The organism is Aurantimonas sp. (genome assembly GCF_964217435.1).
In the GTDB taxonomy this organism is placed as follows: Bacteria; Pseudomonadota; Alphaproteobacteria; order Rhizobiales; family Rhizobiaceae; genus Aurantimonas; species Aurantimonas coralicida.
Genome location: NZ_CAXPJM010000020.1, coordinates 99,136 through 114,351 on the forward strand (window position 1 = coordinate 99,136; position 15,216 = coordinate 114,351).

The window sequence follows — 15,216 nt, forward strand, 5'->3', positions numbered from 1 at the left end:
CGCCTGATCCTGGTGGCCCGGCTCAGAAGCGCGGCGGCGTACGACCGGCGGCGCGGCAGGCCGCCACCAGCGTGTTGGCCATCAGCATGGCGATGGTCATAGGCCCGACGCCGCCCGGCACCGGCGTGATCGCCGCGGCCTTCTGCGATGCGGCCTCGAACGCCACATCGCCCACCAGCTGGGTCTTCGCCGAGCCGTCCGGATTGTTACCCTTCTCGGGGGCGTCGATCCGGTTGATGCCGACATCGATGACCACGGCCCCCTCCTTCACATAGTCCGCGCCGATCATCTCCGGCCGTCCGACCGCGGCGACCAGGATATCCGCATTCCGGCAGAGGGCGGGCAGGTCCTTCGTACGCGAATGGGCGATGGTGACGGTGGCGTTGGCGGCGAGGAGAAGCTGCGCCATCGGCTTGCCGACGATGTTGGAGCGGCCGACGATCACCGCGTTGCGGCCCGACAGATCGTCGCCGAGGACGTCGCGGATCAGGATCATCGAGCCGGCCGGCGTGCACGGCACGAAAGCCTCGTCGATCGCGCCGGTGGACAACCGCCCGACATTGACGAGGTGGAAGCCGTCGACGTCCTTGTCGGCGTCGATGGCCTGGATCACCTTGCCCTCGTCGATCTGCTGCGGCAGCGGCAGCTGGACGAGAATGCCGTGGATCTCGGGATCGGCGTTGAGCTCGGCGATCAGCTCGAGCAGTGCCGCTTCGGACGTGTCGGCGTCGAGCACGTGCTTGACCGACTTGAAGCCGCATTCGACCGCGCGCCTGGCCTTGGAGCCGACATAGACCTGGCTGGCCGGGTCCTCGCCGACGATCACCACGGCCAGTCCGGGCTGAAGGCCCGTCTCGGCGGTCAGGGACGTCGTTGCCGCAGTGACCTCCTCGATGATCCGCGCCGCGCGCGCCTTGCCGTCGATCCGCCGTGCTTCGGCCATGGTGCCGTATCCTTCCTGTCCGCGGTGCCGTCAGGGTCTCTTATGGCAGAAGGCAGCGATGGGAAAAGGCCCCCATCGCTGCACGCGTCCCGCGGTGCGGCGCGAGCAGTCCAGTCTGGCGGCGATGTCTATCGCATCGGCAAGCGGTGAACGCCGAGCCGAGGCCGGTCTTCGGTCCCTTACAAACTTGCCGCGGTGCGGGCGGCCTGGTCGTAATGGCCCGACAGGACGCGCAGGAGGCGGGCGACGTTGGTCATGGCCTCAGGCGATATGCCGAGTTCCTCGGCGCCGGAGACGAGGATGCGTTCGCGCAGGTCCTTGTAGAGGCGACAGGCGGTCTCGCCCTCGGGGGTGATCGCGATCAGCCGTTCCTTGCCGGATTTCTCACGCGCCACCAGCCCCTTCGCCTCCAGCTTGCGGATCGCATAGGTCGCCAGATGCGTGTCCTCGATGCCCAGCACGAGGCAGATGTCGGCGAGGCGCTTGGGCTTGCCGCGATGGGTCACCGTATGGAGGACGAGGATCTCCGTCGCCGTCAGGCCGGGCTGGCCGGCCGCCGTCATGCAGCGGATCATCCAGCGCTCGAAGGCATGGTTGGCGAGGATCATCCCGAACTCGACCTCCGACAGGGCCGGCATGGCGCCATCGGCCAGATGCGCCGAGGAGACGATGGGGCCGAATCCTGCCGGTCCTGCGGGCAGTGGGGCTTCGGGTTTGGTGTCGTCGGTCCCGCCGGCCATGGTCAGCCTCCGGAGAACATCGTGCGGGGCAGGTAGAGGGCGAGATCGGGGAACACCGCCAGCAGCACCACCATCAGCGCCAGGAGCCCGAAGAAGGGCGCCGTGGCGGCGGCGATCCTGAAGATGTTCTGTCCCGTCAGGCCCTGGATGACGAAGAGGTTGAAGCCGACCGGCGGCGTGATTTGCGCCATTTCCACGACGATGACGAGATAAATGCCGAACCAGACGAGGTCGAAGCCGGCCTGGGTTACCAGCGGCATAATCACCGAAGTGGTCAGCACCACCATGGAGATGCCGTCGAGGAAGCAGCCGAGCACCATGAAGAACACCGTCAGCGCCGCCAGCAGCGCGAAGGGGGACAGGTCGAGCGAGCCGATCCAGGTGGCCAGTTCCCGCGGCAGGCCGGTGAAGCCCATGGCGGTGGTGACCACCGCCGCGCCGGCGAGGATGAAGGCGATCATCGCCGACACCCGCGTCGCCGCCATCAGGCCCTCGCGGAAACTCTGCCAGTTCAGCGCGTTCTGGGCCCTTGCGATGACCAGCGCCAGGATGACGCCGATCACCGCCGCCTCGGTCGGCGAGGCGATGCCGCCATAGATCGAGCCGATGACGCCGGCGATCAGCAGGATGGTCGGCAGGATGCGGCCGAGCGAGCGGAAGGCGCTTTCCTCGACGATGACGTCGGCCGCGGCCGGGATCAGCGAGGGCTTCAGCGTGGTGATGAGCGCCACATAGCCCATGAACAACAGCGCCAGCACGATGCCCGGCACGACGCCTGCGATGAACAGCCGGGCGATGGATTCCTCCACCGCCGCGCCATAGACGATGAGGATGATCGAGGGCGGGATCAGCAGGCCCAGAGTGCCCGAGCCGGCCAGCGAGCCCATGGCGATGCGCTCGTCATAGCCGCGCTCCTTCAGTTCCGGCAGCGAAATCTTGCCGATGGTCTGGGTGGTGGCGGCCGAGGAGCCGGAGATCGCAGCGAAGATGGCGCAGCCGACGATGTTGACGTGGATCAGCCGGCCCGGCAGCCGCCGCATCAGCGGCGCGAGCCCGGCAAAGAGGTCCTCCGACAGTTTCGAGCGGAACAGGATCTCGCCCATCCAGATGAACATCGGCAGGGCGGTGAGGTCCCAGGAGGTCGACGCCGACCAGAAGGAGGTGGCAAGGATTTGTGCGTCGGGCAGCGCCGGCCGGGTGAGCAGCGCCGCGAGCGCCGTCAGCGTCAGCGCAAGCGCGACCCACAGACCCGACGCGAGTGCGCCGAAGAGGACGACGACGAGCAGCAGCGAGACTTCGAACACGCCCATCAGACGCTGCCTCCGCTGCCGGCGATGCGATCCATGCCGCGGAAGGCCAGCACGGCCTCGTCGACAAGGGCGATGGCGAGGATGAACAGGCCCAGCGCCAGCGTCGCCTGGGGCAAGGCGAGCGGCACGGCGATCATGCCGTAGGAGACGTCGCCGTAGCTGAAGCTCTTCAGTGCCAGTCCGCCGGTGGCATAGGCGCCGAACAGGGCGATCCCGGCGCCGAGCAGCGCGACGATGCCGTCGATATTCTGGCGCGCCCGCTCGGGCAGCCGCTGGGTGACGAGGTCGACGCGGATGTGGACGTTCCGGGCCAGCGTGTCGGCCAGAGCCAGGAAGGTGGCGCCCGCCAGGAGGAAGCCGGCGATCTCGGCGAGCGAGGGCACCGCGAAGCGGGTCGGCGTCGCACCGAGGCTGATCAGCACGAAATCGAGGAGCCGGGCGCCCACCTGCAGTGCGACGAGGACAAGAATGGCGACGAGGCAGAGGGCGGCGATGCCGCCGGCCACGCTGTAGATCGTATCGAGAACGCGACGCATCGGTGCTCCGGGCGGGTTGACGGGCAGGCTCGGGGCAGACGACGGGCGGCGATGGCCGCCGCCCGTCTCATGGGAGCGATGATCAGTTGCGATAGGCCTCGATCAGGGCCGCGCCGGCCTCGCCCGCCGACTGCTTCCAGGATTCGGTCAGCGTCTCGCCGATCTTCTGGAAGTCCGCCTTCATCTGCTCGGACGGCTCTTCGACCGTGATGCCGTTCTCCGACAGCGTCTTGGTGGCGCTTTCGGTCTCGGCCACCGAGGCCTCCCAGCCGCGGGTCTCGGCGGCCGCCGCCGCCTCGGTGATGGCGGTCTGGGCCTCCGGCGGCAGGGCGTCGAAGGCGGCCTGGTTGACGATCACCATGTTGCGCGGCAGCCAGGCGTTGAGGACGTAGTAGTTCGACAGGAAGTCCCAGGCCTTGGTGTCGACACCGGTGGAGGGCGAGGTCATCATCGCCTCGACGCGGCCGGTCGAGAATGCCGTCGGCACGTCCGAGGCCTCGATCTGGGTCGGCACCATGCCGGCCTCGTTGGCGATCGCCTCGGTCGAGGTGTTGTAGGCACGGAACGACTTGCCGCCGAGCTCGGCGACGGAATCCACCGCCTGCTTGGTGTAGAGGCCCTGCGGCGGCCAAGGCACCGAGAACAGAAGCTTCAGGCCGTCCTTGGCCAGCGCCTCTTCCATCATCGGCTTCTGGGCGTCGTAGAGTTTCTTCGCCTCGTCGTAGCTGGTGGCCAGGAACGGCACGGAATCGGCCCCGTAGATCGGGTTCTCGTTCTCGAGCCGCGAGACCAGCAGCTCGCCGATCGGCACAATGCCGTCGCGGACCGAGTTCTTGATGTCCGGATGCTTGATCAGCGACTGGTTCGGGTGCTGGGTGATCTGGACCGCCTCGCCGGCGGCGCCGTTCACCTCCTCGATGAAGGTGGCGATGTTCTTTTCGTGGAAATTGCCTTCCGCATAGGGGGTCGGCATGTCCCAGGCCGTCTGGGCAAGGGCCGCGCCCGGCAGAACCAGAGTGGCGGCAAGCGTAATCGTCGACAGATGCTTCATCGCAGTCTCCATGGCTGTTTCCGGAAGAAAGACTTCCACGAAAATTGCCCTCCGTCAAACACACTGATAATCTGTCGATAAATCGCCGATAAAGATGAATTCTTGAGCGGAGTGCCGAAGATGAGTGCAGTCAACAGCGGCAAGTGGGACTTCTGGATCGACCGGGGCGGCACCTTCACCGACATCATCGGCCGCGATCCCGACGGGGGCCTGCATCCGCGCAAGCTGCTCTCCGAAAATCCCGGCGTCTACGAGGACGCCGCCCTCGAAGGCATCCGCGACCTTCTTGGCCTGGCCAGCGACGCGCCGATCGTCTCGGACCGCGTCGGCACGGTGCGCATGGGTACGACGGTGGCCACCAATGCGCTGCTCGAGCGCAAGGGCGACCGCACGCTGCTGCTCATCACAAGCGGTTTCCGCGACGCATTGAAGATCGCCTATCAGGCCCGGCCCGACATCTTCGCCAAGGAGATCATCCTGCCCGAGCAGCTCTACGAGCGGGTGGCGGAGGTCGGCGAGCGGGTGCTGGCCGACGGCACGCTGGAGCGCGAACTGGACGAGGCCGGCACCCGCGACGCGCTGGCGGCCGCCAGGGCCGACGGCATCGACGCCGTCGCCATCGTCTTCATGCATTCCTGGCGCTATCCGGCCCACGAGCAGCGCGCCCGCGCCCTGGCGGAAGAAGCCGGTTTCTCGCAGATCTCGGTCAGCCACGAGGTCTCGCCGCTGGTCAAGATCGTCGGGCGCGGCGACACCACGGTCGTCGACGCCTATCTGACGCCGATCCTCTCGCGCTATGTCAGCCGCGTCGCCGGCGCGCTCGGCGCCAGCACAGAGGATGCCGCCGCGCCGTCCCTGCAGTTCATGATGTCGTCGGGCGGACTGACTGCCGCCGATCTCTTCCAGGGCAAGGACGCGATCCTGTCGGGCCCCGCCGGCGGCGTCGTCGGCATGGCCGAAACCGCGCGCCTGGCCGGCGAGGAGAAGGTCATCGGCTTCGACATGGGCGGCACCTCGACCGATGTCACCCACTATGCCGGCTCCTATGAGCGGGCGCTGGATTCGGAAGTCGCGGGCGTGCGCATTCGCGCGCCGATGATGCGCATCCACACGGTGGCTGCCGGCGGCGGCTCGATCCTGCATCTCGACCAGGGCCGCTTCCAGGTCGGCCCGGATTCGGCCGGCGCGCATCCGGGGCCGGCGGCCTACGGCAAGGGCGGGCCGCTGACGGTGACCGACGCCAATGTCATGCTCGGCAAGCTGAAGCCGGAGCTGTTCCCGGCGGTGTTCGGGCCGGGCCGCGACCAGCCGCTGGACGCCGGTATCGTCGCCGAGAAGTTCAAGGCCATGGCGGCGACGCTCGGCGAGGATCGCGATCCGCGGCAGATGGCCGAGGGCTTCCTGACCATCGCCGTCGAGAACATGGCCAATGCCATCAAGAAGATCTCGGTGCAGCGCGGCTACGACGTCTCGCGCTACCTTCTGAATTCCTTCGGCGGGGCCGGCGGCCAGCATGCCTGCCTCGTCGCCGACGCCCTGTCGATGGAACGGGTGCTGATCCACCCCATGTCCGGCCTCCTGTCGGCCTACGGCATCGGCCTGTCCTCGCTGTTCTCCTCGCGCAGCCAGGCGCTGGTCGCACCGCTGGAAGAGGCGTCCCGCGATGCCATCGACGCGCTGGCGGCGGAGCTCGGAAAGGCCGTGGCCGCCGAACTCGCCGCCCAGGGCGTCGCCGACGAGAGCGTCGACACGACGCTGCTGCTGCAACTGCGCTATGACGGCACCGACACGACGCTGCCGGTCGTCCATAACGGCGATTTCGCGGCCGCGCGCACGGCCTTCGAGGACGCCCACCGGGCGCAGTTCGGCTTCGTCTACGAGGATCGCCCGATCGTCGTCGAGAACGTTTCGGTCGAGGGCGCCGAGCGCCGCGAGACGGTCGTCGACGCGAGCGAGGGCAATGTCGCGGCTTATGACGCCGAAGCCTCCGAGACCGGCCGCATCTACACCGGCGGGGCCGAGCGTGAGGCCGGTATCTTCCGCCGCGAGGCGCTGGAACTGGGCGCCCGCATTGCCGGACCGGCGCTGATCGTCGAGCCGAACCAGACCATCGTCGTCGAGCCCGGCTGGTCGGCGGGGATCACCGTTCACAACGACGTCCTCCTGACCCGCACCGAGAAGAAGGCCCGCCATGCCGCACTCGGCACGGCCAGGGCCGGCTCCGGCGAGGCTGGCGCCGATCCGGTGCTCCTGGAGGTGTTCAACAACCTGTTCATGTCGATCGCCGAGCAGATGGGCGTGACGCTGCAGAACACCGCCTCCTCGGTGAACATCAAGGAGCGGCTCGACTTCTCCTGCGCCGTCTTCGACGCCACTGGTGCGCTCGTCGCCAACGCGCCGCACATGCCGGTGCATCTGGGCTCCATGGACCGCTCGGTCGAGACGATCATCGCCCAGAACAAGGACGCGATCCGGCCAGGCGACGTCTTCGCGCTGAACGCGCCCTATAATGGCGGCACCCATCTGCCGGACATCACCGTGGTCACCCCGGTCTTCGACGACGCGAAGCGGACGATCCTCTTCTATGTCGCCTCGCGCGGCCACCATGCCGATGTCGGCGGCATCGCACCGGGCTCGATGACCCCGCGCGCCACGAGGGTCGACGAGGAGGGCGTCCTCATCGACAATCTGCGCCTCGTCGATGGCGGAATCTTCCAGGAGGAGGAACTGCGCCGGGTCCTGACCGACCATCCCTATCCGGCCCGCAATCCCGACCAGAACGTCGCCGACCTGAAGGCGCAGATCGCGGCCAACGAGAAGGGCGTCGCCGAACTGCGCAAGATGGTCGAGACCTTCGGCCTCGACACGGCCCGCGCCTATATGGGCTTCGTCCAGGACAACGCCGCCGAGGCGGTGCGCCAGCTCATCGACGGGCTGGAGGATTGTTCCTACGAATATCCGACCGATTCCGGCCAGATCATCAAGGTCGCGATCACCATCGACCGGGAGGCCCGCGAGGCGACCGTCGACTTCACCGGCACGTCGCCGTCCATGGCCAACAATTTCAACGCGCCCGAGCCGGTGACGCGGGCCGCGGTTCTCTACGTCTTCCGCGTGATGGTGGAAAAGCCGATCCCGATGAATGCCGGGTGCCTGCGCCCGATCCGCATCGTCGTGCCGGACGGTTCGATGCTCAAGCCGGTCTATCCGGCCGCCGTCGTCGCCGGCAATGTCGAGACCTCGCAGCATGTCACCAATGCGCTGTTCGGCGCTTTCGGCGCGCTGTCGAACTCGGAAGGCACGATGAACAATCTGACCTTCGGGGATGCGCGCTACCAGTATTACGAGACCATCTGCTCGGGCTCGCCGGCCGGTCGCATGAACGACGGCACAAGCTTCGCCGGCACGTCGGGCGTGCATGTCCACATGACCAATTCGCGCCTCACCGATCCGGAGATCCTGGAGATGCGCTATCCGGTCGTGCTGGAGGACTTCCATATCCGGGCCGGCTCCGGCGGCGGCGGCGAGAAGGCCGGCGGCGACGGCACCGAACGCACCATCCGCTTCCTGCAGGAGATGGACTGCGCCATCTTGTCCTCGCACCGGACCCTGCCGCCGCGCGGCATCGCCGGCGGCGAGGACGGCCAGATGGGCAAGACCGAGATCCGCCGCGCGGATGGCAGCGTCGAACGGCTCGAAGGCTGCGACCAGACCGTGCTGCAGGCCGGCGAGGCGGTGATCGTCACGACGCCGACGCCGGGCGGCTACGGCCGGCCCTAAGCCGCGGTCGTTACGCGGCAATCGCCATCGCCGTCGGCCCGGTCCTCACGATCGCCGGGCCGGCGGCGGGAACTCCGCCAGGGGAATGGAAGTATATCGGTCGCGTATGTCGCGAAATCGCGAACGTGCGGCACACGGATAGGTTCCGTTAAAGGATTTCGTGTCAATTCGAACGATCACGTTTTTGGGATCGTTCACATGCCTCTGACCATATCGAAGAAACTGGCCGCGCTGATCGCGCTGTCGATCGTCATCTGCCTCGTCGTTACCGGCGCGCAGCTCCTGTCGCTGCGCAACGTCGTGGAAGCCCAACGCGGCGAACTCATCAAGACGCAGGTGGAATCGGCCGTCGCGATCGTCGAGCGCTACCAGACGATGGTCGCCGATGGCGCCCTCACCGAGGATGCGGCACGCGCCCAGGCGGCGGCAGTGGTCGAGTCCATGCGTTACGGCAAGGACGACTATTTCTTCGTCACCGATACCAAGGCCAACATGCTGGTCCACCCGAACACGGCGCTGGTCGGCAAGAACTTCTGGGACAGCCGCGACCCGAGCGGCTTCCCGCTGTTCCAGGAAATCATCGCCAAGGCCGCCCAGGGCGGCGGCATCACCCCCTATCTGTGGCCGCGCACCAAGGGCGAGGAGCCGATCGCCAAGCTGAGCTATTCGGCGTCCGTGCCGCAGTGGGGCTGGGTGATCGGTACCGGCGTCTATGTCGACGATCTCAACGCGATCTTCATGAGCGAGGTCGCCAAGTCGCTGGCCTGGTCGCTGCCGCTGCTCGGCCTGTTGATCGCCTGCGCCTGGCCGCTGGCCCGCAGCATTTCCCGTCCGCTGACCCAGATGACCGCAGCCATGCGTTCGCTCGCCGCCGGCGACAAGACCGTGGCGATCCCGGGCGCCGGACGCCAGGACGAGATCGGCGAGATGGCCGGTGCCGTCGAGGCCTTCAAGAAGGCCGCGATCGAGCGCGATGAGCTGGCTCAGGAAGCCGAGGCCACCCGTATCAGCCAGGAAGACGCCAAGAAGCGTCAGGCCGCCCTCGACAACGCCAAGGCCGAGGATCTGCGCGCCTTTGTCGGCGTCGTCGAAGTGGGCTTCGAGCGGCTGTCGGCCGGTGACCTCACCGTGCGCATGCAGGACAAGGTGGCCGAGGAATTCGAGCCGATCCGGGCGAAGTTCAACGCCAGCGTCGCCTCGCTGGAAGAGGCCATCGGCCATGTCGTGACCTCGATCGCCTCGATCCGCACCGGTCTCGGCGAGATCAACACGGCGTCGAACGACCTCGCCCACCGCACCGAACAGCAGGCGGCGAGCCTCGAAGAGACCGTCGCAGCCCTTGGCGAAGTGACCCAGGCCGTCAACGAGACCGCCGAGGGCGCCGGCAAGGCCCAGCAGGTGGCCTCGGGGGCCCGTGAGAAGGCCCAGAAGGGCGGCGAGGTCGTCGGCAAGGCGGTTGCGGCCATGGGCCAGATCGAGCAGTCTTCGGAGAAGATCAACTCGATCATCTCGGTCATCGACGAGATCGCCTTCCAGACCAACCTGCTGGCGCTGAATGCCGGTGTCGAGGCGGCACGGGCCGGCGAGGCAGGCAAGGGCTTTGCGGTCGTCGCCCAGGAAGTGCGCGGCCTCGCCCAGCGCTCGGCGGAAGCCGCCAAGGAGATCAAGACGCTGATCGCGACGTCCCGCGAGCAGGTCGGCACCGGCGTCGAGCTGGTCACCGCCTCCGGCAAGTCGCTGGAAGAGATCGTCACGGAAGTCAGCGCCATGGCGGAGGTCATCTCGACCATTGCCTCCTCGGCTCGCGAACAGGCGACGAGCCTGCGGGAAGTGTCGGGTGCGGCCGACCAGATGGACAAGATCACCCAGCAGAACGCCGCGATGGTGGAAGAGGCGACGGCGGCCAGCCAGACGCTGGCCAACGAGACCGACGAACTCGCCCATGCCATGGCGCAGTTCCGCACCAGTGCCGGTAACCTGAATCGCAGCCCGGCCCGCCCTGCGCAGGCGCCGCGTCGCAGTGCCGCAGTGACCCAGCTTCGCCCGACCGGTGCGGGCGGTGCGGCCCGCGCCCCGCGCGCCCAGGAGGAGAGCTGGGAAGAGTTCTGATCCCGGCTTCCAACGCTGAAAATGCATCATGCCGGCCTTCGGGCCGGCATGTCTGTTTGAGGGTGACGTTCGTCCGGGTGCCCGCGATCGGGGCCGGATCGAGACGATACGGCAGCGCGCCGGGGCCCGATCCGGTCGCGGGAAGCGACCGTCTCACGCCCCTGTGAACCCTATGGTTCACGTAGTTTAACCGTCTCGTAAACGACCACCACCATAGTCCCGGCAACGGTCATCGGCGAACGCGCCACGGCCCCTCGCGCACCTGATCGGGCATTGTCGTGGTCCTCAACTCTCAGCTCACTGTCTGGATCGGGGCGATGGTCATCGCGCTGGCCGGCATCGTGGCGAGCCTGCCGGAGCCGAGCTTCGCCGGCTCACGGAGCGTTGCGGCCTTCTTCCCGCCCTGGTGGTCGCAGGCGCGAGTCATCCGCACGGCCGCCTCCGCCGGCAGCCTGCTCGACGTCGGCGGATGGTCGTCCGTCGCCGTGTTCGCCTTTTCCGACCCCGATCTTGCGCGCCGCCTGCGAAATGCCGGCGCGATCCTTCTCGTCGACGCCGCCACGATCGGCTGCGCGCCCCCGCCCAACAGGAGTTTTTGATGGATGCCCTCGTCGATCTCGACCGTCATCGTAGCCGTCTCGTCCGTCTCCTGGCGCTGGTGCAGATGGCGGTTGCGCCGCTGCTACTGCTGATCTCGCTGGCCTCGGGCAGCGGTGTGGCCTTCATGCCGGCGCTGACGTCGGCGGGTCTCGGCATCGTCTGCCTCGTCCTGTCGGCCCGGCCGGAATTTGCGGCAGCCGCCCGCATGGCGGTCGCGGTGGCGCTGGTCGCCAACATCTCCATCGTCGTGGCGACCATGTCGGGCAGCTACCTGCAGGTCGACATGCACATGGCCTATTTCGCCGGGCTTGCGGTGATCGGTGCCTTGTTCGACTGGCGGGTCATCGCCGGCGCGACCGTGGCGACGGCACTGCATCACATCCTTCTGAACTTCCTTCTTCCCGCGGCGATCTATCCCGGCGGCACCGATCTCGGCCGGGTCAGCCTGCATGCGGTGATCCTCCTGGTCGAGGCCGGTGTCCTCACCTGGCTGGCGATCAAGGTGAGCGGCATGTTCGCCGCGGTCTCCGCAGCAAGCATCGCGGCCCGCGAGGAGCAGGAACGAGCCGAGCGGCTGAACCGGCAGGCGGCCGAACTGCGCGACGCCGACGCCCAGAAGGAAGCCCGGCGCGCCGCGCTCGACAACGCCAAGGCCGAGGATCTGCGCGCCTTTGTCGGCGTCGTCGAAGTGGGCTTCGAGCGGCTGTCGGCCGGTGACCTGACCGTGCGCATGCAGGACAAAGTGGCCGAGGAATTCGAGCCGATCCGCGCCAAGTTCAACGCCAGCGTCGCCTCGCTGGAAGAAGCCATCGGCCACGTGGTGACCTCGATCGCCTCGATCCGCACCGGTCTCGGCGAGATCAACACGGCCTCGAACGATCTCGCCCATCGCACCGAGCAGCAGGCGGCGAGCCTCGAGGAAACCGTCGCGGCATTGGGCGAAGTCACCCAGGCGGTCAACGAGACCGCCGAGGGTGCCGGCAAGGCGCAGCAGGTGGCCTCAGGGGCCCGCGAAAAGGCTCAGAAGGGCGGCGAGGTCGTCGGCAAGGCGGTTGCGGCCATGGGCCAGATCGAGCAGTCTTCGGAGAAGATCAACTCGATCATCTCGGTCATCGACGAGATCGCCTTCCAGACCAACCTCCTGGCCCTGAATGCCGGCGTCGAGGCGGCACGGGCCGGCGAGGCGGGCAAGGGCTTTGCGGTCGTCGCCCAGGAAGTGCGCGGCCTCGCCCAGCGTTCGGCGGAAGCCGCCAAGGAGATCAAGACCCTGATCGCCACGTCCCGCGAACAGGTCGGCACCGGCGTCGAGCTGGTCACGGCATCCGGCAAGTCGCTGGAGGAGATCGTGACCGAAGTCAGCGCCATGGCGGAGGTCATCTCGACCATTGCCTCCTCGGCCCGCGAACAGGCGACGAGCCTGCGCGAAGTCTCGGGCGCTGCCGACCAGATGGACAAGGTGACCCAGCAGAACGCCGCCATGGTGGAAGAAGCCACCGCGGCCAGCCAGACGCTGGCCAACGAGACCGACGAACTGGCCCATGCCATGGCGAAGTTCCGCACCAGTGCCGGCAATGCCGGCGCCCGGTGGGACGACCGCACGCATCATGCGGGCCGCCCGGCTTCGCCCCGCCGAGCAGCCTGACCCGACGAGGCCCGGCGGAATTTCGCGCCGGGGCGGATGCGAACGGCATAAAACGAGCAGACGGAGCCCGGAGCAGGAGACTGCTTCGGGCTCTGGCGTTCAGGCGTCGGAGACGTTTCCCGAAGACGGTTCGATCGTTTGTGTTGCACTGCACGCGTTGCCTCTCTTAACTGCCGCGACAACGGTGGAGAGATCACATGCAGATGCAGGGCAATGTCGCGGTCGTCACGGGCGCCGGATCGGGGATCGGCAGGCAGATCGCCTTGAGTTTCGCCCGCGAGGGCGCGCGTCTGGCGATCTGCGACATCGACATGGCGGCCGCTCGCCGGGTCGTCGGCGAACTGGAAGAGGCCGGCGCCGAGGCGATGGCGGTGGAGATGGACGTCACCAGCGAGGAGGCGGTGAACAGCGGAGTCGACGCGGTGGCGCGCCACTTCGGCCGGATCGACACCATGGTCTCGAATGCCGGCATCCAGATCGTGCATCCGATCGAGGATTTCCCCTATGCCGATTTCCGCAGGGTTCTGGCCATCCATCTCGACGGCTCGTTCCTGCTGACCAAGGCCTGTGTGAAGCACATGTATCCGCAGAAGTCCGGCTCGCTGATCTATATGGGATCGGTGCACAGCCACGAGGCGTCGGCGCTGAAATCTGCCTATGTCGCGGCCAAGCACGGCATTCTCGGCCTCTCCCGGGTGATGGCCAAGGAGGGCGCGAAGCACGGCGTGCGCGCCAACACGATCTGCCCCGGCTTCGTGAAGACGCCGCTGGTCGAGAAGCAGATCCCCGAACAGGCGGCCAGCCTGAACATTTCCGAGAAGGAGGTGGTCGACCGGGTCATGCTGGGCGGCACCGTCGACCAGGAATTCACCACCATGGAGGACGTCGCCGAGATCGCGGTGTTCCTCGCCGGTTTCCGCTCCAATGCGCTGACCGGCCAGTCGATCGTCCCGAGCCACGGCTGGTACATGGCCTGACGCGATGCCGGTCCTATCTCCCGTCGCGGGTCATCCGCCATGGAAGGGACAGCATCATGGAAATCATCAGTATCCAGCCGATCGTCGCACTGATCGCGGGGGTTCTCATCCTCGTCATCCCGCGGCTTTTGAACATCATCGTGGCGCTCTATCTGATCTTCATCGGTCTGACCGGGCTGTTCCCGGATGCGCTGGCCCGGCTGGCCGGCTGACATGCAGGCGCAACGCAAACGCGTCCTGATCCTCGGCGGCGGCGCCGGCGGGCTGGAACTGGCGGCGGAACTGGCCGCCGACAAGAGCTGCGCCGTGACGCTGGTCGATGCGGTCAGCACCCATTTATGGAAGCCGCGGTTGCACGAATTCGCTGCCGGCACGGTGAATTCGACGCTTGCCGAGATCGGCTTCTACATGCTGGCCAAGATGCGAGGCTTCCGCTTCGAGCAGGGCCGGGTCGAGGCGATCGACCGGGCGGCGAAGACCGTGCGGCTCGGCGACATGCACGACCAGGATGGCCGGCTTCTGACCCCGGCGCGCCACCTCTCCTATGATGTCTGCGTCGTCGCGCTGGGCGGCGTCACCACCGATTTCGGCACCGAGGGCGTTGCCGAACACGCCATCCGGCTCGACACCAAGACCGATGCCGACGAATTCCGCGAATTGTTCATCGCAGCGATGATCGCCGCGCGGGCGGGCGCCAATCCGGCGCGGATCGTCATCATCGGCTCCGGCGCGACCGGCACCGAGCTTGCCGCCCATCTGCGCCTGTCCGAACAGGCCTTCTTCGAACCCGAGGACGAGCACGCGCGCCGCAAGCTGCTCGACCTGACGATCCTAGAGGCGGCGCCCGAACTGATGCCGGGGGCGAATGGCGAGCTGCGGACCGGTGTCGCCGACCGGCTGAAGGCGCTCGACGTCGCGGTCGAGACCGGCGCCAGGGTCGCGGCGGTCACGGCCAGCGAGGTCCGCTCCGCCGACGGCAAGAGCTGGCCCGCCGACATCGCCGTCTGGGCGGCCGGGCTGGTCGGCCATCCCTGCCTGAAGGGGCTCGCCGACTTCGAGATGGACCGCAAGGGCCGCATCGTCGTCGACGACCGGCTGCGCACCACCGTCGATCCGGCGATATACGTCCTGGGCGACGCCGCCAGCCATACGCCGGCCGGTGCCGCGATGCCGCTGCCGCCGACGGCGCAATGCGCCAGCCAGCAGGCCGATTATCTCGCCTCGGCGATCCCGAAGGCACTGGCCGGCGAAACGCCGGGCCCCTTCGTCTTCCGCGACAAGGGCAAGCTGGTGTCGCTGGGCCGGGCCGGTTCGGTGGGGCTGATCGGCTTTGCCCGCAAGGACGATTTCTACGTCGCCGGCCAGTTCGCCACCGCCGCCTATCATGCCCTGCAGCGCCAGCATCAATGGGCGGTGCTGGGGCCCTTGCGGGGCACGGTGGCGATCGTCGCCGACGTCATCAGCCCGGCGCGCGGGCCCGCCTTGAAGCTGCACGGCTGAAGCCTGCCGCCCGTCGCTGCCCCTGGCG

At 67.6% G+C, this 15,216-nt stretch carries 11 protein-coding genes and 1 pseudogene; 7 read left to right on the plus strand and 5 right to left on the minus strand.

From position 1 onward, the window contains the following. Positions 1–22 precede the first annotated feature (22 nt). The 5 genes from folD to ACEQX1_RS08900 all read right to left on the minus strand — a co-directional run bounded on the left by folD (position 23) and on the right by ACEQX1_RS08900 (position 4,580). Positions 23–943: a bifunctional methylenetetrahydrofolate dehydrogenase/methenyltetrahydrofolate cyclohydrolase FolD gene (gene folD / locus ACEQX1_RS08880; protein WP_370192519.1), complete on the minus strand. Its 921-nt coding sequence runs from the start codon at positions 941–943 to the stop codon at positions 23–25. A gap of 179 nt (positions 944–1,122) precedes the next feature. After that, entirely contained in the window at positions 1,123–1,683 is a 561-nt protein-coding gene (locus tag ACEQX1_RS08885; RefSeq protein ID WP_370192521.1) for a winged helix DNA-binding protein, read from the minus strand. 2 nt (positions 1,684–1,685) lie between these two features. Next, positions 1,686–2,993, minus strand: a complete 1,308-nt coding sequence (locus tag ACEQX1_RS08890) for a TRAP transporter large permease (protein ID WP_024349405.1) — start codon at positions 2,991–2,993, stop codon at positions 1,686–1,688. After that, the gene (locus ACEQX1_RS08895; protein WP_370192523.1) at positions 2,993–3,529 is read right to left on the minus strand and encodes a TRAP transporter small permease; all 537 of its coding nucleotides are present in this window, start codon (positions 3,527–3,529) and stop codon (positions 2,993–2,995) included. Before ACEQX1_RS08895 ends, ACEQX1_RS08890 begins: the two co-directional genes overlap by 1 nt. 82 nt (positions 3,530–3,611) lie before the next feature. Continuing rightward, entirely contained in the window at positions 3,612–4,580 is a 969-nt protein-coding gene (locus ACEQX1_RS08900; RefSeq protein ID WP_370192525.1) for a TRAP transporter substrate-binding protein, read from the minus strand. Between the two features lie 120 nt (positions 4,581–4,700). On the opposite strand from ACEQX1_RS08900, the gene ACEQX1_RS08905 reads away from it, so the two are divergent. From ACEQX1_RS08905 to ACEQX1_RS08935, 7 genes and pseudogenes are all read left to right on the plus strand, one after another. Continuing rightward, the gene (locus tag ACEQX1_RS08905; protein WP_370192527.1) at positions 4,701–8,360 is read left to right on the plus strand and encodes a hydantoinase B/oxoprolinase family protein; all 3,660 of its coding nucleotides are present in this window, start codon (positions 4,701–4,703) and stop codon (positions 8,358–8,360) included. A 198-nt stretch (positions 8,361–8,558) separates the two neighbouring features. After that, positions 8,559–10,469: a methyl-accepting chemotaxis protein gene (locus ACEQX1_RS08910; RefSeq protein ID WP_370196739.1), complete on the plus strand. Its 1,911-nt coding sequence runs from the start codon at positions 8,559–8,561 to the stop codon at positions 10,467–10,469. A gap of 278 nt (positions 10,470–10,747) precedes the next feature. Further along, positions 10,748–11,068 carry a hypothetical protein gene (locus ACEQX1_RS08915; RefSeq protein WP_155898396.1) on the plus strand — a complete coding sequence of 107 codons (321 nt, stop codon included), beginning with the start codon at positions 10,748–10,750 and terminating at the stop codon, positions 11,066–11,068. A gap of 512 nt (positions 11,069–11,580) precedes the next feature. After that, a pseudogene (locus ACEQX1_RS08920) lies at positions 11,581–12,711 on the plus strand (methyl-accepting chemotaxis protein); the annotation flags it as partial. 197 nt (positions 12,712–12,908) lie between these two features. Then, positions 12,909–13,688 carry a 3-hydroxybutyrate dehydrogenase gene (locus ACEQX1_RS08925; protein ID WP_370195766.1) on the plus strand — a complete coding sequence of 260 codons (780 nt, stop codon included), beginning with the start codon at positions 12,909–12,911 and terminating at the stop codon, positions 13,686–13,688. Positions 13,689–13,744: 56 nt separating this feature from the next. Beyond that, complete coding sequence (locus ACEQX1_RS08930) at positions 13,745–13,900, plus strand: DUF3096 domain-containing protein (protein WP_081451439.1); 156 nt, start codon at positions 13,745–13,747, stop codon at positions 13,898–13,900. Between the two features lies 1 nt (position 13,901). Continuing rightward, a complete protein-coding gene (locus ACEQX1_RS08935) occupies positions 13,902–15,188 on the plus strand; it encodes an NAD(P)/FAD-dependent oxidoreductase (protein WP_370195765.1) in 1,287 nt (428 codons plus the stop codon). Positions 15,189–15,216: the final 28 nt, after the last annotated feature.

Bases quoted from the DNA above. Each gene is read 5' to 3' on its own strand.
- ACEQX1_RS08935 (WP_370195765.1), top strand. From the start codon at position 13,902: ATGCAGGCGCAACGCAAACGCGTCCTGATCCTCGGCGGCGGCGCCGGC.
- ACEQX1_RS08905 (WP_370192527.1), top strand. From the start codon at position 4,701: ATGAGTGCAGTCAACAGCGGCAAGTGGGACTTCTGGATCGACCGGGGC.
- ACEQX1_RS08890 (WP_024349405.1), bottom strand. From the start codon at position 2,993: ATGGGCGTGTTCGAAGTCTCGCTGCTGCTCGTCGTCGTCCTCTTCGGC.
- ACEQX1_RS08910 (WP_370196739.1), top strand. From the start codon at position 8,559: ATGCCTCTGACCATATCGAAGAAACTGGCCGCGCTGATCGCGCTGTCG.
- ACEQX1_RS08925 (WP_370195766.1), top strand. From the start codon at position 12,909: ATGCAGATGCAGGGCAATGTCGCGGTCGTCACGGGCGCCGGATCGGGG.
- folD (WP_370192519.1), bottom strand. From the start codon at position 943: ATGGCCGAAGCACGGCGGATCGACGGCAAGGCGCGCGCGGCGCGGATC.
- ACEQX1_RS08930 (WP_081451439.1), top strand. From the start codon at position 13,745: ATGGAAATCATCAGTATCCAGCCGATCGTCGCACTGATCGCGGGGGTT.
- ACEQX1_RS08885 (WP_370192521.1), bottom strand. From the start codon at position 1,683: ATGGCCGGCGGGACCGACGACACCAAACCCGAAGCCCCACTGCCCGCA.
- ACEQX1_RS08895 (WP_370192523.1), bottom strand. From the start codon at position 3,529: ATGCGTCGCGTTCTCGATACGATCTACAGCGTGGCCGGCGGCATCGCC.
- ACEQX1_RS08900 (WP_370192525.1), bottom strand. From the start codon at position 4,580: ATGAAGCATCTGTCGACGATTACGCTTGCCGCCACTCTGGTTCTGCCG.